Raw genomic sequence first — 16,953 nt, 5'->3', positions numbered from 1 at the left:
GGCCCGAGGATGGAGCGACCCGTCCGGCGCGGATGCCGTGCGATCAATCTCCCTTGCGTATCGCATCCCATTGCGGCCGCAAGTGGGGGATTTTTTCCCGGTACTCCCCTACCCCGCCACCACGGTGTTCCGTTCCACCCGCAGCACGGTATCGAACGGCGCCGCCCCATCGAGCACGCCGGCGTCCGGCAGGCACACGATGAGGCCGCGGCCGGCGCGGGCGGCGCGCAGGGCCGCGAGGCGGGGGCGGATCTCCTCGGGCTTGCGATCCTCCAGCGCGATGGCCACCACGGCGATGTCGGGGCGGCGCACGAGGCAGCGGGCGAGGTCGATGGCTATGCGCTCGCGCGGGCCGATGGCGTTCTCGCCGAGACTCGCGCCGCCGCCGCCCATCCCGGGCTCGACCCGGCTGTCGAGGCCGAGGCGGTAGACCGTCGGCTCCAGGCCCTCGTCGGCGAGCACCCGGCGCACCAGGGCGCGCACCCGCGCCTCGGCCCCGGCCTCCTCACCGTTGATGCGGCCGAACAGGATGTTCTCCTCCAGGCTCGCGGCGGCCGTGAGGGTGGCGGGATCGTAGAACTCGACGCTGTCGCGGAGCGAGGGCGGCATCAGCCGGGCGAAGGAATGGCGCGCGGCGACGATGCGGGCCTCGAAGGCGGCGTCGACGAGGCCGAGGCGGTGACGGGTCTCGCTGTAGCGCAGCGCCAGGCCGATGAGGCGCTTGCGGTCGCGCTGGCCCGCCGGCCCGCGCCGCCAGCCCTTGGCCTCGGGCATGCGCGCGACGAGATCCTCGAAGAACCCGCGCTCGGAGGCCGGAAACAGCGAGAACGCGTCGAACAGCGGATGGTCGTCGGGCAAGTCCGAAAAGATCTCGCCGAGGCTGCGGGCCACCTGCAGGCCGACCTCGGCCAGGGCCCGGACGAGGTCCTCGGCCTCCAGCACGGCGCGCAGGTACGGATGGGCGGCGATGCGCTCGGGCGCGAAGGCCGGTCCCACGGCCTCGCCGAACAGGATGTTCTCGCCGACCGTGGCCTGGTGGTTGTAGCGGGCTGGGTCGAACGGCTCCACGAGGCGGCCGGCCTTGTCGGCGGCGAGCGCCGCCCGCACGGCGTCGCGGGCGGCCACCACCGCACGGGCGACGGCGGGCTCGGCCCTCGGATCGACGGTGCCCTCGAGGCCGCGCGCGTACACAATGGCGTCGAGGCCCGTGAGGGCGAGGATCGCCCGCAGGTCGTCGGGCTCGCCCTCGGCGGCGTGGAGCGGCGCCGCGCCGTACAGGATGTTCTGGCGCAGCGACCCCTCGACCAGGATGGCCTCGGCGCCCGCGAGCGCGATGCGCCGGGCGCGCTCCTCGGGCGCGAAGGCCCGCAGGTCCGTCCCCCCGTAGGTGACGGCCCCGGCCGTGGGTTCGAGCTGGCCCGCGAGCAGGGCGGCGAGCGCCCGCCCGCCGCCGCCGCGCTCGCCCAGGATCGCTACGTGGCCCGGCATCGCGACGGTGAGATCGACGGCGGCGAGGCGCTCGCCCGTCACCGGATCGTAGGCGCCGACCCCCTGGGCGCTCAGGGCGCCGCCCTCGGGAAAGGCGGCGACGCGGGCCGGACGCGGCGGGGTGCGGGCCTCGAGGGCCGGCAGGGCCTGGGCGATGCCCCGGAAGGTCGCGAGCAGGTCGCGGTGGACCGTGTGCAGGTGGAGGGCGACGGCGAGCGCCACCACCGCGAGGGCGAAGCCGCCGCCCGCCGCCACCAGGGCGCCGGGCGCGACGGGCGCCCCGTCGCGCCACAGGGCGACGGCGACCACGATGGCGGGCAGGAGGATGCCCAGCGCCATGGAGGGCGCGCGGGCGGAGGCGAGGGCCGATTCCGAGCGCTCCAGATGGGTCCGGGCGGCCTGCCCCTTGGCGGCGAGGCGGGCGCGCTCGAAGGCGGCAGCGCCGTGGGCCCGCACGGCCGGCATGCGGCGGATCAGGTCGGCGAGCGCCCGCTCGAAGGTGGCGCCGGAGCGCAGGCGCAGGGCCGTGCGCGCCCGCATCCGCCGCTGGATCAGCGCGCGGGCGAGGCCGGCGGCCAGCAGCCCCACGGCCACGGTGGGCACGAGGCGGGGCGCGGCGAGCCAGGCGAGGCCCAGCGCCAGGAGGGCGGTGCCCAGCGCCATGGCGGGCACGAGGAGGCCGAGGCCGAACAGGGTGTCGATGCGGGCGAGGAGATCGCCCACGGACTGCGCCACCGCGCGGGCGTCGTCGCGGGCGGCGGGGGGCGCGCGCAGGATCGCCTCGGTGACGCGGGCGTTGAGGCGCTCCACCGTGCGGCTCTGGGCGACGAAGCACAGGCGGGCGACGCCCCAGCCGAGGGCCGCCGAGGCCAGGGCCGCGCCCGAGAGCAGCACGAGGGCGAGGCGCACCCGCTCGGCCGGCGCCAGGGGCCAGCCCGCGAAGAGCACGAAGGCCCCCTCCCCCGGCGGGCGCCACGGCAACAGCGCCGCCACGCGCAGGAACGCGTCGGCGTGGTCGGGCGCCGCCACCAGGACGCCGACGAGGTCGCGCAGGCACAGGAGGGCGAGGAGGGCGAGGGGGCCGCCGAGCCCCAGGGTGAGGGCGATGGCGGCCCCGTGTTCCGCCGGCGCGGATCGCCAGGTGAAGACGATCGGCTCGCGGTCCATCGGCATCCTTCGCGTCCCGCCCCGCGCGCCGGAGCCTCGGCGCCGGCTTAGAGGATCGGGACGATGGGTGAAAGCGCGGGGGCGCACGTCGCGGCGCAGCCCCGGCGGGCGAACGGCACGTCGACGGTCTGACCGCCCCTGCTGCGGCGCCCCGGGCAAGGATCGCCCAGGGGTTTCGGGGCACATCCGGTCGCGAGGGGATGGCCGGAACGGGTTCGCATCGCGACCCCCATGGTTCGCCGCGCGGCCCGGAGGCGGATGATCTAGGCGAAGACAAACTTTATCTGCTACCTTTCGTGGAAGACTTGAGAAAGGCGGGTTGTTTTTAATTATTACAATTCTTGTTTGTTGAATTATTGTCACATCTCGACCATCACAGATTAAAGTCCGGAACCTTTTGTGCCTCACCCGCTTGCGGCCTCCCCGGTGCGGGTGCTCAACGGCGGCGTTGACGGAGCGCCGGGGCGTCCGCCGCAGGTCGGAGGGGGACGCGATGCCGAAGGTCTACGGGGATGGATGGCTGCGGGTCGCGACCGTTCTCGGCGGCCTGACGCCGCTCTGCGTGGCCGGCGCCGTCGCGCAGCCCGCCGGTGTGCCGGAGGAGGTGGCTCTGTCGGAGCTGTCGGTGGCCGGCTCCGGGCTCGGCACGGGCGAGCGCGCCACCGGCCCGGTGGTGGGCTACCGCGCCACCCGGTCGGCCACGGCGACCCGGACCGACACCCCCTTACGCGACACGCCCCAATCCGTGCAGGTGGTGCCGCGCGAGGTCCTGGAGGACCGCCAGGACGTCCGGCTGTCGGATGCGCTCGCCAACGTCAGCAACGTGCAGCCCGGCGGCACCCTCCAGGGCCGCTCGGACACCTTCCTCATCCGCGGCTTCCGCACCCAGACCTACGCCGTTGACGGCGTGCTGTTGAACCAGGCCAACAACTTCCTCTCGACCCAGCGCGACCTCGCCGACGTCGAGCGCATCGAGGTGCTGAAAGGCCCGGCCTCCGTCCTCTACGGGCGCGGCGACCCCGGCGGCCTCGTCAACATCGTCACGCGTCGCCCCACCCTGGCGCCGTCCGGCGACCTCACCGTGCAGGGCGGCAGCTACGGCTTTGCGCGGCTCCAGGGCTCGGTCTCGGGGGCGCTGCCCGGGACGGAGGGCTTCGCCGGCCGGGTCAGCTTCGCCGCGCAGGACGACCCGACCTTCCGCAACTACGGCGACGACCGGAGCAATTCGCGCTTCTTCGTCGCCCCGGCCTTCACCTGGACGCCCACCGCCGACACCCGCGTCGAGTTCCTGGCCGAGATCACCCGGCAGGATACGCAGTACGACGAGGGCTTGATCGCCCGCAACGGCCGAGTGCCGCTGGACGACATCGCCCGCTTCTACGGCACCACGAATTCCCGCTACGCCGGGGCTTCGAACTTCGCGACCCTGCGCCTGGAGCACGACCTCACTCCGGACGTGACCCTGCGCCAGATCGTCAACGTCCAGTCGGGCTCCTTCGACGTGTTCGCGGCCCGCGCCACGGCGGTGAACCCCGCCGGCACCCTGGTCACGCGGCGGGGCTCCCTCGTCAATTCGGACTTCGCGTCCATCGACACCCAGTCCGAGGTCGTGGCGAAGTTCGACATCCTCGGCCTGCGCCACACCTTCCTGGCCGGCTTCGAATACACCAACGGCTACCGCCGGCCGATCTCGCAGCAGACCGCCGCCACGACGACCACGAGCTTCCTCAACCCGGTGCCGCGCATCGCCTACGGGGCATTCACGTTCCAGAGCGACCTGAAGCAGCGCAACGACCTCTACGGGGTCTACCTGCAGGACCAGATCGACCTCGGCGCCGGCCTGCAGCTGCTGCTGGGCACGCGCATGGATTTCGGCAGCCAGTTCTTCTTCAGCCGCACGCCGACCTCGCGCACGGTGCCGCCCGAGCAGGAGCTGTTCGGATTCTCGCCGCGCGTCGGCCTCGTCTACCGCCCCGTCGAGCCGCTCACCCTGTACGCGAGCTACACGAACTCGTTCAAACCGCAGACCGACAACGTGCTCGGCGCCACCAATCCGCCGCCCGAAACGGGCGTGCAATACGAGGTCGGCGCCCGCTACGACCTCGTTCCGTCCCTCCTCACGATCAGTGCCGCCGCCTTCCGCATCGAGCGCCAGAACGTGTCCGCCGCCGATCCGGTCAACACCGGCTTCTCGGTGATCACCGGCGCCCAGCGCTCGGAGGGCGTGGAATTCGACATCGCCGGCGAGATCCTGCCGGGCTGGAAGATCATCGGCGGCCTGGGCTACCTCGACGCCAAAATCGCCCGGGACACCACCTTCGCGGTGGGCAACCGCCTCGTCGGCGTGCCCGAGTTCAGCGCCAGCCTGTGGTCGACCTATCAGATCCCCGACGGCCCATGGCGCGGCCTCGGCGTCGGCTTCGGCGCGACCCATGTGGGCGCGAGGTTCGGCGACCTCAACAACAGCTACAAGGTCGGCGCCTATACGCGCCTCGACGCGGCTTTGTTCTACGATTACGAGCGCTACCGCTTCGCCATCAACGCCCGCAACCTCACGGACGCGCGCTACATCGAGCAGCCGTTCAACCAGTTCAACAACCAGCCGGGCTCCCCCCTGACGGTGCTGGCGACCATCACGGCGCGGATGTGAGACGGGGCGCTATCCCGGGTGGGCGGCAGCCCAGCGGGCATTCTGGGTGCGGCCGCCGTAGCCGTAGGCGTCGCCGTCGACCGCATGCACGAACGCGTAGCATTCCGCGTGCAACGGGCCGATCAACCTCTCCATGCCGGCGAAGGCCGCCTGGACGAAGGCGGTGGTCTCGGCCTTCGTGTTGGTCCCGGCCGTGATCTTGATGTCGAGCCAGAACGCCGACAGCCCCGCCTCCGTCGGGCGCCGTCCGGCGATGAACCACCCCTGCGGATCGGCCTCCTCCACCAGCACGGCGGTGACGTCCGGGTCCTTGCCGAGCCGCTCGGCGCCGAGGCGGGTCGCCAGCCGGGCGATCTCGGACCTCAGGTTCTCGCGCGGCGATGCGGTGACGTAGCGGACGGTGATCATGGGCATGGGAGCCTCCTTGGGCTTCGGGGTGCGGAGGAGACTTTGGCCCTGTTCGCGTCGGCGCAGAACGCTATGATGCGCACGCTTCATCATAGCGGTTCGATATCATGCTCGACCTCGTTTCCGTCCGCCTGTTCATCCTCGCGGTGGAGTTCGGCAACCTGACCCGGGCGGCGGAAGTGGCCGGGACGGTGCAGCCGGTGGTCAGCACGCGCCTCAAGGCGCTCGAGGCGGCCCTCGGCCGCAAGCTGCTCGACCGCACGCCCCGCTTCGTTCGGCCGACGGAGGACGGCGTGGCCTTCCTGGCCAAGGCACGGGCGCTGATGGCGGCCCACGACAGCGCCGCGTGCTTCGACGACGCGCCGACCATGCGGTTCGCCATCGGGGCGAGCGACCACGCCCTCGGAACCGGCCTGGAACACGTGATCCGCCACGTCCGTGCCGCCCTCCCGTCGCGCAGCGCCCTCGAGCTGCGCAGCGGGACCTCCCTGCAGGTCCGCGCGGCGTTCGACGACGGCGACCTCGATGCGGTGATCGTCCGGCGGGAGGCGGGCGGCGCGGAGGGGGAGGTGCTCGGGCTGGACCCCCTGGGCTGGCGATGCGGGGACGACGACGCCCTCGCGCCGGACCGCGCCGTCCCCCTGGTCACCCTCGGGCCGGCCTGCGGGGTGAGGGCCGTCGCCGTCCGGCGTCTCGACGCGGCCAACCGCCCGTGGCGGGAGGCCTTCATCGGGGGCAGCTGCAGCGCGCTCCTGGCCGCCGTGCGCGCGGGGCTCGGCGTCGCCCCCATGGGGGCCGTCGCCTCGGGACGCATGGGCGACGTCGGACCGCGCCTCGGCCTTCCCGACCTGCCGCCCTCCGAGATCGTGATGCTGGCCCGCACCGGCTCCCCGACGGCCGCCGCCGCGGCCCGCGCCCTCGACGCCGCCGTCCGGACCCTGCTGCGGGAGGCGTGACGGGCGGGACTCCGCCGACCTGAGCGCCCCCTAACCCGGCACGGTCAGCACCACCGGCCCGTTGCGGGTGGCGACGACGGTGTGTTCGTACTGCACCGTGAGGGCGCGGGGGCGGCTGTAGAGGGTCCAGGGGTCGTCGCCGTCCTCCGCGAAATCGGCGCCCAGGGACAGGAACGGCTCGACGGTGAACACCAGCCCCTCGCCCATGATCCGGCGCTCGGAGGCGTCGGGCCAGGTGGCGATCTCCTTCGGCTCCTCGTGCAGAGACAGGCCGACGCCGTGGCTCGCGAGGTTGCGCACCAGGGTGTAGCCGTTCTTCTTCGCGAAGGCGCCGACCGCCTGCCCGATGCCCGAAAGCGGCTTGCCCGTGCCGACCTGGCGCAGGCCGGCCCACAGCGCCCGGCGCCCGTCCCGGCACAGGCGTTCGACGGCGCGGGTCACCGGCGGCACGGCGAACGACGCGCCGGTGTCGGAGAAGGTGCCGTCCTTCTCCGCCGAGACGTCGATGTTGACGAGATCCCCCGGCGCGATCCGGCGCGCCCCCGGGATGCCGTGGGCGATCTCCTCGTTGATGCTGATGCAGGTCGCCCCGGGAAAGCCGTAGGCGAGCTCGGGCGCCGGCCGCGCGCCCGCGCCGGCGAGGAACGCCCGCCCGATCCCGTCGAGTTCGGCCGTGGTCATGCCGGGCTCGATGGCCCGGCCCATGGCCTCCAGGGTGTTGGCGACGATGCGGCCGATCCGCTTCAGCGCCTCCAGCTCGTCGTCGCTCGACACCGTCATGCGGTTTCCTCATCGCGGAGCCGGACGCGGCTCGGGGCAGGACGGTTCTGCCAGCTTCGGGGGAGCGGGCCAAGAATGCCGATTCCCATGCGGGAGCCGCACCGAAAGCCGGTCGGCCTGAGGATGGCCTGCCCCCAAATGCGAAATCCGGCTTCCCCGGGCCACGGGCGGACCAATATAGGTTAGACCGCGCAACCGGTTCCGCCGGCCGTCCGTTTCCGCCTGCCTGCGTCCGCCCGCTCCGCCCCGCCGCCCGTCCCGACCGGAACTCCCCGAAATCCCATGTGCGAACTGCTCGGCATGAGCGCGAACGTGCCCACCGACATCCGGTTCTCCTTCGCCGCCCTGGCGCGGCGCGGCGGCGAGACCGGCCCGCATGCCGACGGCTGGGGCATCTCGTTCTACGAGGGACGGGGCACGCGCGCCTTCCACGAGCCGGAGCCGAGCGCGCAATCGGAGCTGGCCCGGCTCCTGCGCCGAACCCCGATCAAGAGCCGCATCGTCATCGCCCACGTGCGCAAGGCCAATCGCGGCCGGGTCAACCTCGAGAACACCCACCCGTTCAGCCGGGAATTGTGGGGCCGGCGCTGGACCTTCGCGCATAACGGCCAGTTGAAGGGTGTGAAGAAGTGGCCGCTGACGTGGTTCAAGCCCGTGGGCTCCACGGACAGCGAGCACGCCTTCTGCTGGATGCTCGACCAGCTGCAGCAGCGCTGGCCCGACCTGCCGAGCCCGGCCCGCCTCGACCGGGCCGTGGCGGATCTGTGCGCCGAACTCCACGGATTGGGCGTGTTCAACATGCTACTCTCGGACAGCCGCACCCTCTACGCCCATTGCGGCAAGCGCCTGTGCTACCTCACCCGCTGCGCCCCCTTCGGCACCGCCACCCTGGTGGACGAGGATTGGCGCGTCGATTTCGCGCAAGAGACCGGCACGGACGACGTGGTGACGGTGATCGCCACCAAGGCGCTGACCCGCGACGAGTGCTGGACCGACGTCGAGCGCGGCCACGTGCTCTCGCTCCGCGACGGCGCCGTCCGCATCCTCAAGCCCGACGGCCGGGCCTCGGCACAGGTGCCCTCCCCCTGCGGCTGCTGAGCGACTCTTTTACAGGACCAGCCCTTGGCCGGTCCCAACGGCGGATGGCGCGCCGAAGAGGTGTTCGAGCGCGGTGCGTAGGGCCCGCCGCGCTCCCTCTCCTTTCGGGCGGGGCGATTGCTCCCTTCGGTCAGGGCGATTGCATATGCCGTTTGGGACCGTTTGAAGTCCCGCCCCGCTTTGTCATCCCGGGGCCGCGGAGCGGAACCCGGACCCCGGAGACACGGGTTTGGCCAAGTCTTGCTCTGCCGGCGGCTCTGGATTGCACGCCTCCGGCGCGAATCTGGATTCCGGGTTCGCCTGCGGCGCCCCGGAATGACGCAGATGGTCGAATGCGATCGCCCTGCCTGGACGGAGAGGAAACCCACGCTGCCCGCGCAAGGCATCGGACCGCGGGGCTGTTGATGTGGACGATGGCGCAACCCTGACGGTTGCGGGCCGGGATGCGTGGCCGGGCGGGATGCGCTACAACGCGTCCACACGACGGGCGTCGCGCGTGTTGTCTTCCACGCGCCGGACGCTCTCCCCCGCGATCGACCAGAATACGACGAGCCATGACCCGCGACGCGATCGACACTGCCGCCGACCTCGACACCGCCGAGGATGCCCGCCCGAACCTGTCGTCCAACATCCGGACGCATCTCGGCGAGCACCTGCGCACGGTCTACGACCGCCTTCCCACGGACGAGCAGCCGACCCGCTTCGCCGAACTCATCGAGAAGCTCGAAGCCGCCCTCAAGGCGCGCGGCGAGGCCATCGAGCCCGAGTTCCGCAACGGATTGCTCGCCGCCGTGCCGTCGTTGCGCGCCTTCGCCCTGTCGCTGACGAGCAACCCGGCCCGCTCCGACGACCTCGTGCAGGACACCCTGCTCAAGGGCTGGCAGCACCGCGCCCGGTTCCAGCCGGGCACGAACCTCAACGCGTGGCTGTTCACCATCCTGCGCAACATCTTCTACTCGGACCACCGCAAGCGCGTCCGTGAGGTCGAGGACCAGGACGGCTCCTACGCCGCGCGGCTGGCCACCGCCCCGCACCAGGGCGACCGCCTCGACGTGGAGGACCTCCAGACGGCGCTGGGCAAGCTCCCGCCCGATCAGCGCGAGGCCCTGGTGCTGGTGGGTGCCGAAGGCGTCTCCTACGAGGAGGCCGCCGCCATCATGGGCTGCAAGGTCGGCACGGTGAAGAGCCGCGTCAGCCGCGCCCGCGGGCGCCTCGCCGAACTCCTCGGCTACGACGAGGAAGACCTGTCGTCGGACCGGCTGATCCAGTCGGCGATGCCGAAGGACTGACGCGCCGCCCGGATCGAAGGGCGGCCCGGGGCGGAGAACCGCCCCGTGGTCGCCCGCGCTTTGCCGTTCCCAGGTTTGCCGTTCCGGGAACGCCCGCAACGGCCGACGGTCGGACGCGCCCGTCACTTCCCCAGCGGCACGCCCTTGGTGGTGAAACGCGGCGCGCCCGGGTGGCGCCCGGGTCGCGGCTGGCCTTGCCCCTTGCCGCCCTCCTTGCCCAAACCCGTTCCCGGCGGCTGCGCGAGCGGGATGAGCTGGTCCGGCCGCGGCCCGATGAGATCGGCGCGGCCCATGGCCCGCAGCGCCTCGCGCAGCAGGGGCCAGTTCTCGGGGTCGTGGTAGCGCAGGAACGCCTTGTGCAGGCGGCGCTGCCGCATCCCCTTGATCGCGTCGACGGGCTCGCTGCCACCGCGCCGCACACCCTGCAGGGGATTGATCTCGGTGTGATACATGGTCGTGGCCGTCGCCATGGGCGAGGGCAGGAACGTCTGCACCTGATCGGCGCGGTAATCGTTCTTCTTCAGCCAGACGGCGAGGTTCATCATGTCCGCGTCGGTGGTGCCGGGATGCGCCGCGATGAAATACGGAATCAGGTAGTATTTCTTGCCGGCCTTCTTGGCGGCGGCGTCGAACATCTCCTTGAAGCGGTCGTAGGTGCCGATGCCCGGCTTCATCATCAGGTCGAGGGGCCCGCGCTCGGTGTGCTCGGGCGCGATCTTGAGACGGCCCCCGACGTGGTGGGTCACGAGTTCCTCGACGTATTCGGGGCTCCGGACCGCCAGATCGTAGCGCACGCCGGAGGCGACCATCACCTTCTTGACGCCCTCCACCTCGCGGACCTTGCGGTAGAGGCGGATCAGGTCGTCGTGCGAGGTGTTGAGGTTCGGGCAGATGTCCGGAAACACGCAGGACGGCAGGCGGCACGCCGCCTCGATCTTCGGGTCCTTGCAGGCCATCCGGTACATGTTGGCCGTGGGTCCGCCGACATCCGAGATCACGCCCGTGAAACCCGGGGTCTTGTCGCGAATCAGCTCGATCTCGCGCAGGATCGAGCCCTCCGAGCGATTCTGGATGACGCGGCCCTCGTGCTCGGTGATGGAGCAGAAGGTGCAGCCGCCAAAGCACCCGCGCATGATCGTCACCGAGAACTTGATCATGTCCCAGGCGGGGATCTTCGCGTCGCCGTAGGCGGGATGGGGCGCGCGGGCGTAGGGGAGGTCGTAGACCGAATCCATCTCCTCGCTGGTGAGCGGGATCGGCGGCGGGTTCAGCCACAGGTCGCGGTCGCCGTGGCGCTGGACCAGGGGGCGGGCGTTGCCGGGATTGGCCTCCCGGTGCAGCACCCGCGAGGCGCGGGCATAGGCCTCCTTGCAGTCCTTGACCTCGTCGTAGGCGGGGAGCCGGATCACGGTCTCGCCGGGGCGGCGCATGGCGGCCTCGTCGGCCGAGTCGAGATCGTCGGCGGGCAGCTCCGTGTAGTGCTCGGGCACCCGGCGGAACAGGGCGACGCCCCGGACGGAATCGAGCTCGTGCGGCTTCGCGCCGGCGGCCATGCGGTTCGCCACCTCGACCACGGCGCGCTCGGCATTGCCGTAGAGGAGGAGATCGGCCTTGGCATCCGCCAGGATCGAGCGGCGCACCTTGTCGGACCAGTAATCGTAGTGGGCGATGCGGCGGAGCGACGCCTCGATGCCGCCGAGGATGATCGGCACGTCCTTGTAGGCCTCGCGGCAGCGCTGCGTGTAGACGATGGTCGAGCGGTCCGGGCGGGCGCCGCCTTCCCCGCCCGCCGTGTAGGCGTCGTCGCTGCGCAGGCGCCGATCCGCCGTGTAGCGGTTCACCATCGAATCGAGATTGCCGCCGGTGACGCCGAAGAACAGCGTCGGCCGGCCCAACACCTTGAACGGCTCCGCCGATTGCCAGTCGGGCTGCGCGATGATGCCGACCCGGAAGCCCTGCGCTTCGAGCAGGCGGCCGATGATGGCCATGCCGAAGCTCGGATGATCGACATAGGCGTCGCCCGTCACCAGAACGATGTCGCAGGCATCCCACCCGAGCCTGTCCATCTCGGCCCGGCTCATGGGCAGGAACGGCGCCGCGCGTCCGGGGCGCGGCGGCTTGCAGGCGAGGGGCGCCACCGATCGGCTCGCGGAAGCCTGCAGGGGGGACGCCTGGAGGTGGGAAGTTTCGAGGTGGGAAGCTGGGAGGTCCATGGGATCCGTGCATAGACCGCCGAGGCCGCGAGCTCAACGAAGCGCGCGGGGCGCCGCGCCTTTCACCCGGCGGGACCGGCGACCGTGCCGGATCGCGCCGGCCGGTCCCAGAACCGGTGCGGCGGATCCGAGATCAGTTCCGCGCGCCCTGGGAGGCGCCGATGCCGCCCAGCCCGATGCCGGTGTTGGCGCTGCGGCCGGACCCGCCGCCCATGTTCCCCATGCCGCCGTAGAGGCTGCTGACGCCCTGCCCGCGCAGGATGCCGGTGGGATCGCGCCGGGTGTTGCGACGCGGACCCTCGATGACCTGCTCGGGCGCCTGGTAGGTCGGCGCTTGGCTGAGGGCGTTCCAGGTCCGGGATTGTGCGGTGGCGCCGCTGGTCCCGACGACGAGGAGCGGCGCGGCGATGAGGAGGGCGGCAAGACGCATGTGATGCTCTTCTGTGCGAGTGGACTATTAAATAATCAACGTCCCACCCAGACAGCCTAATCCGCAGGCTTAACTGCTCAGCGAGTAAGCATCGTGCCTTCCCACACATCACCGACACGGACATCGTCGCGGCTCGGGATGATCGCCCCGAGTCTCCCACGGAAGGAGACGGGATTTCACCGCATCCCTTTCGGGGGGTCGCACGTTGAGGCCCCGAACCCGCGGTGCTTCACGGCGTCGCGGGACAGCCTTTCGGGAGACCCGACCATGAATCTCAAGACTCTTCTCGCCGCTTCGGTGCTTGCCCTCAGCCTGCCCATGGCCGTCCAGGCCCAGGGCCTCGTGCGCGGGGCCGAGCGCGGCGCCCAGGACGGCGCCGATGCGGCCGGCCCCCTCGGGGCCATCGTGGGCGGCGCCGTCGGCGCGGCCACGGGCACGGTGGGCGGCATCCTCGGCATCGACGACCGTCCGCGCTTCCGCCAGTACGTCACCCGCGAGCGCCGCTCGTCCTACGCCTATGACGGCGATGTCCGCGTCGGTACCGTGCTGCCGAGCGCCGGCGTGACCTATTACGACGTGCCGGACGAGTACAACGCCCGCGACTCGCGCTACACCATCGTCAACGACCGCCCGGTCCTGGTCGACCGCAGCCGCCGGATCGTCGAAGTCATCGACTAGGCTTGAACCGTCCTCTGACCTGATCGTTCGGCCTGGCCGGATTTGAGAAAGCCCCCGGCGACGGGGGCTTTTTTGTCGAGGGGCGGACCGTCATTTGTGAGCACCGACGCAACACTTGCCCGGGCCCGACCGTTGTGCAGTCTTGAACCGACGGGAGACTTCCAGCCGTGAGCGACCACCCCCACGATGCCGCCCTGCCGGAGCCGGTGCGCGATCACCTCGGCCAGCAACTGCGCTCGGTCTTCACCACGGACGAGGCGGTGCCGGAATACCTCGGCGACCCGGTGACGCCCCAGGCGTTCGGCCCTCAGCTCAAGCGCCTGGAAGTGCGGCTGAAGACCCACGAGGAGGGCACCGGCGCCGTCGAGCACGCCCTCGACGGGCTCGTGGAGGATCTCACGGGCAAGCCTCCCCAGCCGTGAGGCTGGCGCAGCCGGGAGGCCGGCGCGGCCCTAGACGGCCGGCTTCGTCGCCAGGAGGTCGCGGATCTCCGTGAGGATCTTCACGTCGGCCGGCACTTCGGGGGTGGGCTTCGCCTCCTCCTTGCTGACGAGGCGGTTCATCGCCCGGATCACGAGGAACAGCACGAAGGCGACGATCATGAAGTTGATCGCCACGGTGAGGAACTGGCCGTAGCCGATCACCGCGCCCTGCTTCTTCGCGTCGGCATAGGCCGCGCCCTTCTGCACGCTCGACGACAGGGCGATGTAATAGTTCGAGAAATCGAGGCCGCCCGTGATGGCGCCGATCATCGGCATGAACACGTCCTGCACCGCCGAGGTGACGATGGCGCCGAACGCCGCGCCGATGATCACGCCGACCGCGAGATCGACCACGTTGCCGCGCAGGGCGAATTTCTTGAATTCTTCGAGCATCGTGGGCCTCCGCGCCTGATTCTTCGCGCGAAGACTACGGGATGCCGGTGCAGGGCGACAGGCGGGCGCCTCAGCTGTCCACGGCGCGATCGCGCTCGGAGCCGCCCGGATCGCGGTCGTCCGGCGCGGGCGCCGGCAGGGAGGCGGCGGCCCGCGCCTCGGCCTTGGCCCGCCGGCGGTACTGCGCCGCCCCGATGGGCAGGGTGACGAGGTAGCCGAGCGCCAGCGCCACCATGGCCTCGAACGGGAACGAGATCAGCAGCCCGAAGGCCGCGACACCCACGAGGAAGATCGGCAGCACCGCTTCCCGCGGCACGCGCTTGCCGACCGTCTTGCCCGAGAAGGTCGGCACCGTGGAGACCACGAGGAGCGCGATGCACAGCATGTAGCCGAGCACCACCGGGGCGGCCCAGCGCTCCAGGGGCAGGCCGAGGAAGTGCAGGTAGAGCGGCAGCAGCACGGTGAGTGCGCCCGCCGGCGCCGGCATGCCGACGAAGAAATCCTTCTTCCAGGCCGGGCGGTTGGGATCGTCCAGCATGGCGTTGAAGCGAGCGAGGCGGAGCGCCATGGCGATGGCGAAGATGAGGGCCACGATCCAGCCGACGGATTTCAGCTCCTTCAGGGCGAAGCCGTAGAGGATCAGCGCCGGGGCGCAGCCGAAATTGACGAAGTCGGCCAGCGAATCGAGCTCGGCCCCGAAGCGCGAGGTGCCCTTGAGCATCCGCGCCACCCGCCCGTCGATGCCGTCGAGGAAGGCGGCGGCCACGATGGCGATGACGGCGGGCTCGAACTTCCCCTCGAAGGCGAGGCGGATGGCGGTGAGCCCGAGGCACAAAGCCATCAGGGTGATCATGTTGGGCGCGATCATCCGGAACGGCACCGGCTTGAACCGGCGCGGCCGGGGCTCGTTGGCGTCGGGCGCGAAGGGCGGGAACAGATCGTCCATGCTCATCCCTCAGATGCGGCGGAAGGCGCGCTCGGGCCCGCCGGCGAGGTCCGCCAGCACGGTCTCGCCCGCCACCGCCTTCTGGCCCAGCCCCACGAGCACGCGGGTGCCGACGGGGAGGTAGACGTCGACCCGCGAGCCGAAGCGGATGAGGCCGAAGCGCTCGCCGACGTTCAGCGTGTCGCCGGCATGCACCCAGCCGACGATGCGGCGCGCCACGAGGCCGGCGATCTGCACCACGCCGATGCGCAAGGGCGCGCCCGCGTGCGTCGTCTCCAGCACGAGGCCGTTGCGCTCGTTGTCGTCGCTGGCCTTGTCGAGTTCGGCGTTGAGAAAGAGCCCGGGCGTGTAGTGGATCTGCCCGATCTTGCCCGTCATCGGCACGCGGTTCACGTGGCAGTCGAACACGTTCATGAACACCGAGACGCGCAGCATCGGCTCCTGCGGCAGGTCGAGCTCGGGCGGCGGCAGCACCGTGGCGATGAGGTTCACCCGCCCGTCGGCCGGCGACACCACCAGCCCGTCGCCCACCGGGGTGACGCGCTCGGGATCGCGAAAGAAGTAGCAGACCCACAGGGTGAGGATCAGAAAAATCCACCCGAGGAACTGGGCGAAGTACCCGCCGATCACCGTCAGCACGATGCCGATGAGGATGAACGGATAGCCCTCCTTGTGGATCGGCACGAGGGTTCGGCGAATCGTCTCGAGGAGGTCGGACATGCGGTCTTTCAGATCGTGGCCCGGCGCGGGCGCGAACGGGAATCCGGACCCCGCGCGATGGCAGGCGGGGGGGCGCGCGTCAACCTTTGGGGGGGGGTTGGCGTAAGGTTGGGGCGGCAACGAAAGCGACGCCACCAGACCGGATGAGGTCGAGCGCGGGTCCCCTCTCCTGGAAGGAGAGGGACAGGGTGAGGTGTGTGACCTTTCCGGAGATGGACGACACCTCACCCCAACCCTCTCCTTCCAGGAGAGGGGGCCTGTTGCGTCCGCTCGCCCTGATGCGAACACTGGATTCGGCAGGAGGCCTACGCCCAACGCCAAGGTGGGGGAGATAATGACCGATACGCAATCCAGATGAAGAACCCGGCCCATCCGGGCGAGTTCGTCCGCGAACTGTTGGAAGAGTCCGGCCTGTCCCGCGCAGACGCCGCCGTAGCCCTTGGGGTGCCCCACCCGACCCTGTCCGATCTGGTCGACGCACGGGCCGCCCTGTCGCCGGACATGGCGTTGCGCATCGAGAAGGCGTTCGGCGTGTCACGGGAGACGCTGATGCGGATGCAGGACAACTTCGCTGTTGCTCGAGCCGACCGACAGCTTTGAGTCCCCAAGGCTTTGGGACTTGGCCGCTTCGGCTGTCTGTAGGCCCGCGCACCCACTCGTTCAGCGTCACGGCGCATCCGGCATGGACGCCGGGTCACGGGCGGCATGGCGGACACCGATGATGATCAACTCGGTGTCGGTGACACGGTAGAAGATCAGGTAGGGATAGGGTCGCACCACGATGCGACGCAGCGTCGGATGGTTCGTGCGCTGGCCGCCGTGAGGATGCTCCGCGAGGAGATCGATGGTCTTCAGGATGCGCGACCGGACGCGACGCGCGCCCTGTGGAGACTGGTCCGCGATCCCATCGAGGACGCCGGCGAGTTCGGCCACCGCCTCCGGGGTGTAGCGCAGTCTCAAAGGCCGTGCTTCGCCCAGACCGCCCGCACCTGTTCGTCCGTCGCGAACTCGCCGCGTTCGGCCTGTTCGAGGGACTTGGCGAGCGATGCCTCTTCGGCCGGCGTGAGGTGATAGACGGCTTGGTCGTCCTCGTCGCCCGCAAGGTTCAGCAGGACGCGGGCGAACGCGTCCTGTGTTTCGGGCGGGAGGGCGCGGACGCGCTCGATGGCGTGATCCAGAAGCTCGGTCATGCCCTCATTATGCATGTGATACCCGCACCAAACAAAATGAAAATGAATCGGCCGTTTCGGTCTTG

Annotated in this window: 17 protein-coding genes; 7 read left to right on the top strand and 10 right to left on the bottom strand. The window is 70.8% G+C overall.

The window, feature by feature from the left end:
• Positions 1 to 108: 108 nt before the first annotated feature.
• Positions 109 to 2,655 (bottom strand): ABC transporter transmembrane domain-containing protein, encoded by a 2,547-nt coding sequence (locus tag ASF52_RS20800; RefSeq protein WP_056176415.1) that lies wholly within the window; start codon positions 2,653 to 2,655, stop codon positions 109 to 111.
• Positions 2,656 to 3,148: 493 nt separating this feature from the next.
• Between ASF52_RS20800 and ASF52_RS20795 the strand changes: the two genes are divergently transcribed.
• Positions 3,149 to 5,305, top strand: a complete 2,157-nt coding sequence (locus tag ASF52_RS20795; protein WP_082515422.1) for a TonB-dependent siderophore receptor — start codon at positions 3,149 to 3,151, stop codon at positions 5,303 to 5,305.
• Between the two features lie 9 nt (positions 5,306 to 5,314).
• Here the strand turns inward: ASF52_RS20795 and ASF52_RS20790 are convergent, their stop codons facing one another.
• Entirely contained in the window at positions 5,315 to 5,719 is a 405-nt protein-coding gene (locus ASF52_RS20790; protein ID WP_056176939.1) for a tautomerase family protein, read from the bottom strand.
• Positions 5,720 to 5,820: 101 nt separating this feature from the next.
• Between ASF52_RS20790 and ASF52_RS20785 the strand changes: the two genes are divergently transcribed.
• Positions 5,821 to 6,669, top strand: a complete 849-nt coding sequence (locus ASF52_RS20785) for a LysR family transcriptional regulator (RefSeq protein WP_056176412.1) — start codon at positions 5,821 to 5,823, stop codon at positions 6,667 to 6,669.
• 30 nt (positions 6,670 to 6,699) lie between these two features.
• On the opposite strand, the gene map is transcribed toward ASF52_RS20785, so the two are convergent.
• Positions 6,700 to 7,449: a type I methionyl aminopeptidase gene (gene map, locus ASF52_RS20780; protein ID WP_056176411.1), complete on the bottom strand. Its 750-nt coding sequence runs from the start codon at positions 7,447 to 7,449 to the stop codon at positions 6,700 to 6,702.
• Between the two features lie 282 nt (positions 7,450 to 7,731).
• On the opposite strand from map, the gene ASF52_RS20775 reads away from it, so the two are divergent.
• Both ASF52_RS20775 and ASF52_RS20770 read left to right on the top strand, forming a co-directional pair.
• Entirely contained in the window at positions 7,732 to 8,547 is an 816-nt protein-coding gene (locus ASF52_RS20775; protein ID WP_056176408.1) for a class II glutamine amidotransferase, read from the top strand.
• A gap of 554 nt (positions 8,548 to 9,101) precedes the next feature.
• A complete protein-coding gene (locus ASF52_RS20770) occupies positions 9,102 to 9,836 on the top strand; it encodes a sigma-70 family RNA polymerase sigma factor (protein WP_056176406.1) in 735 nt (244 codons plus the stop codon).
• 122 nt (positions 9,837 to 9,958) lie between these two features.
• Here the strand turns inward: ASF52_RS20770 and ASF52_RS20765 are convergent, their stop codons facing one another.
• Together ASF52_RS20765 and ASF52_RS20760 are read right to left on the bottom strand one after the other, a co-directional pair.
• Positions 9,959 to 11,917 carry a YgiQ family radical SAM protein gene (locus ASF52_RS20765; RefSeq protein ID WP_156630272.1) on the bottom strand — a complete coding sequence of 653 codons (1,959 nt, stop codon included), beginning with the start codon at positions 11,915 to 11,917 and terminating at the stop codon, positions 9,959 to 9,961.
• Positions 11,918 to 12,182: 265 nt separating this feature from the next.
• On the bottom strand, positions 12,183 to 12,479 hold the full coding sequence (locus ASF52_RS20760) for a hypothetical protein (RefSeq protein WP_056176401.1): 297 nt from the start codon (positions 12,477 to 12,479) through the stop codon (positions 12,183 to 12,185).
• A 267-nt stretch (positions 12,480 to 12,746) separates the two neighbouring features.
• Here ASF52_RS20760 and ASF52_RS20755 point away from each other — a divergent pair, with 267 nt between their 5' ends.
• Positions 12,747 to 13,157, top strand: coding sequence for a DUF1236 domain-containing protein (locus ASF52_RS20755; protein ID WP_056176398.1), 411 nt, complete (start codon positions 12,747 to 12,749; stop codon positions 13,155 to 13,157).
• Positions 13,158 to 13,324: 167 nt separating this feature from the next.
• The gene (locus ASF52_RS20750; protein WP_056176395.1) at positions 13,325 to 13,579 is read left to right on the top strand and encodes a hypothetical protein; all 255 of its coding nucleotides are present in this window, start codon (positions 13,325 to 13,327) and stop codon (positions 13,577 to 13,579) included.
• A gap of 30 nt (positions 13,580 to 13,609) precedes the next feature.
• On the opposite strand, the gene mscL is transcribed toward ASF52_RS20750, so the two are convergent.
• From mscL to ASF52_RS20735, 3 genes are all read right to left on the bottom strand, one after another.
• The gene (gene mscL / locus ASF52_RS20745; protein WP_056176393.1) at positions 13,610 to 14,032 is read right to left on the bottom strand and encodes a large conductance mechanosensitive channel protein MscL; all 423 of its coding nucleotides are present in this window, start codon (positions 14,030 to 14,032) and stop codon (positions 13,610 to 13,612) included.
• 70 nt (positions 14,033 to 14,102) lie between these two features.
• Positions 14,103 to 14,978 carry a CDP-diacylglycerol--serine O-phosphatidyltransferase gene (gene pssA, locus ASF52_RS20740; RefSeq protein WP_056176936.1) on the bottom strand — a complete coding sequence of 292 codons (876 nt, stop codon included), beginning with the start codon at positions 14,976 to 14,978 and terminating at the stop codon, positions 14,103 to 14,105.
• 9 nt (positions 14,979 to 14,987) lie between these two features.
• Positions 14,988 to 15,818 (bottom strand): phosphatidylserine decarboxylase, encoded by an 831-nt coding sequence (locus ASF52_RS20735; protein ID WP_443136708.1) that lies wholly within the window; start codon positions 15,816 to 15,818, stop codon positions 14,988 to 14,990.
• Between the two features lie 234 nt (positions 15,819 to 16,052).
• Here ASF52_RS20735 and ASF52_RS20730 point away from each other — a divergent pair, with 234 nt between their 5' ends.
• Positions 16,053 to 16,298 (top strand): HigA family addiction module antitoxin, encoded by a 246-nt coding sequence (locus ASF52_RS20730; RefSeq protein ID WP_056176387.1) that lies wholly within the window; start codon positions 16,053 to 16,055, stop codon positions 16,296 to 16,298.
• Between the two features lie 66 nt (positions 16,299 to 16,364).
• Here the strand turns inward: ASF52_RS20730 and ASF52_RS20725 are convergent, their stop codons facing one another.
• Positions 16,365 to 16,658 carry a type II toxin-antitoxin system RelE/ParE family toxin gene (locus ASF52_RS20725; protein ID WP_056176384.1) on the bottom strand — a complete coding sequence of 98 codons (294 nt, stop codon included), beginning with the start codon at positions 16,656 to 16,658 and terminating at the stop codon, positions 16,365 to 16,367.
• Positions 16,655 to 16,888: a hypothetical protein gene (locus ASF52_RS20720; protein WP_056176381.1), complete on the bottom strand. Its 234-nt coding sequence runs from the start codon at positions 16,886 to 16,888 to the stop codon at positions 16,655 to 16,657. Before ASF52_RS20720 ends, ASF52_RS20725 begins: the two co-directional genes overlap by 4 nt.
• Positions 16,889 to 16,953 lie beyond the last annotated feature (65 nt).

It is taken from the genome of Methylobacterium sp. Leaf112 (assembly GCF_001423295.1).
Taxonomy (GTDB): Bacteria; Pseudomonadota; Alphaproteobacteria; order Rhizobiales; family Beijerinckiaceae; genus Methylobacterium.
The sequence above is the reverse complement of the archived record's forward strand: the minus strand, read 5'-3'. Positions and strand labels throughout refer to the sequence as shown.

What these genes read in the sequence shown, in the direction of transcription:
- ASF52_RS20800 (WP_056176415.1), bottom strand. Translation starts at nt 2,655, where the DNA reads ATGGACCGCGAGCCGATCGTCTTCACCTGGCGATCCGCGCCGGCGGAA.
- ASF52_RS20795 (WP_082515422.1), top strand. Translation starts at nt 3,149, where the DNA reads ATGCCGAAGGTCTACGGGGATGGATGGCTGCGGGTCGCGACCGTTCTC.
- ASF52_RS20790 (WP_056176939.1), bottom strand. Translation starts at nt 5,719, where the DNA reads ATGCCCATGATCACCGTCCGCTACGTCACCGCATCGCCGCGCGAGAAC.
- ASF52_RS20785 (WP_056176412.1), top strand. Translation starts at nt 5,821, where the DNA reads ATGCTCGACCTCGTTTCCGTCCGCCTGTTCATCCTCGCGGTGGAGTTC.
- map (WP_056176411.1), bottom strand. Translation starts at nt 7,449, where the DNA reads ATGACGGTGTCGAGCGACGACGAGCTGGAGGCGCTGAAGCGGATCGGC.
- ASF52_RS20775 (WP_056176408.1), top strand. Translation starts at nt 7,732, where the DNA reads ATGTGCGAACTGCTCGGCATGAGCGCGAACGTGCCCACCGACATCCGG.
- ASF52_RS20770 (WP_056176406.1), top strand. Translation starts at nt 9,102, where the DNA reads ATGACCCGCGACGCGATCGACACTGCCGCCGACCTCGACACCGCCGAG.
- ASF52_RS20765 (WP_156630272.1), bottom strand. Translation starts at nt 11,917, where the DNA reads ATGAGCCGGGCCGAGATGGACAGGCTCGGGTGGGATGCCTGCGACATC.
- ASF52_RS20760 (WP_056176401.1), bottom strand. Translation starts at nt 12,479, where the DNA reads ATGCGTCTTGCCGCCCTCCTCATCGCCGCGCCGCTCCTCGTCGTCGGG.
- ASF52_RS20755 (WP_056176398.1), top strand. Translation starts at nt 12,747, where the DNA reads ATGAATCTCAAGACTCTTCTCGCCGCTTCGGTGCTTGCCCTCAGCCTG.
- mscL (WP_056176393.1), bottom strand. Translation starts at nt 14,032, where the DNA reads ATGCTCGAAGAATTCAAGAAATTCGCCCTGCGCGGCAACGTGGTCGAT.
- pssA (WP_056176936.1), bottom strand. Translation starts at nt 14,978, where the DNA reads ATGGACGATCTGTTCCCGCCCTTCGCGCCCGACGCCAACGAGCCCCGG.
- ASF52_RS20730 (WP_056176387.1), top strand. Translation starts at nt 16,053, where the DNA reads ATGAAGAACCCGGCCCATCCGGGCGAGTTCGTCCGCGAACTGTTGGAA.
- ASF52_RS20720 (WP_056176381.1), bottom strand. Translation starts at nt 16,888, where the DNA reads ATGACCGAGCTTCTGGATCACGCCATCGAGCGCGTCCGCGCCCTCCCG.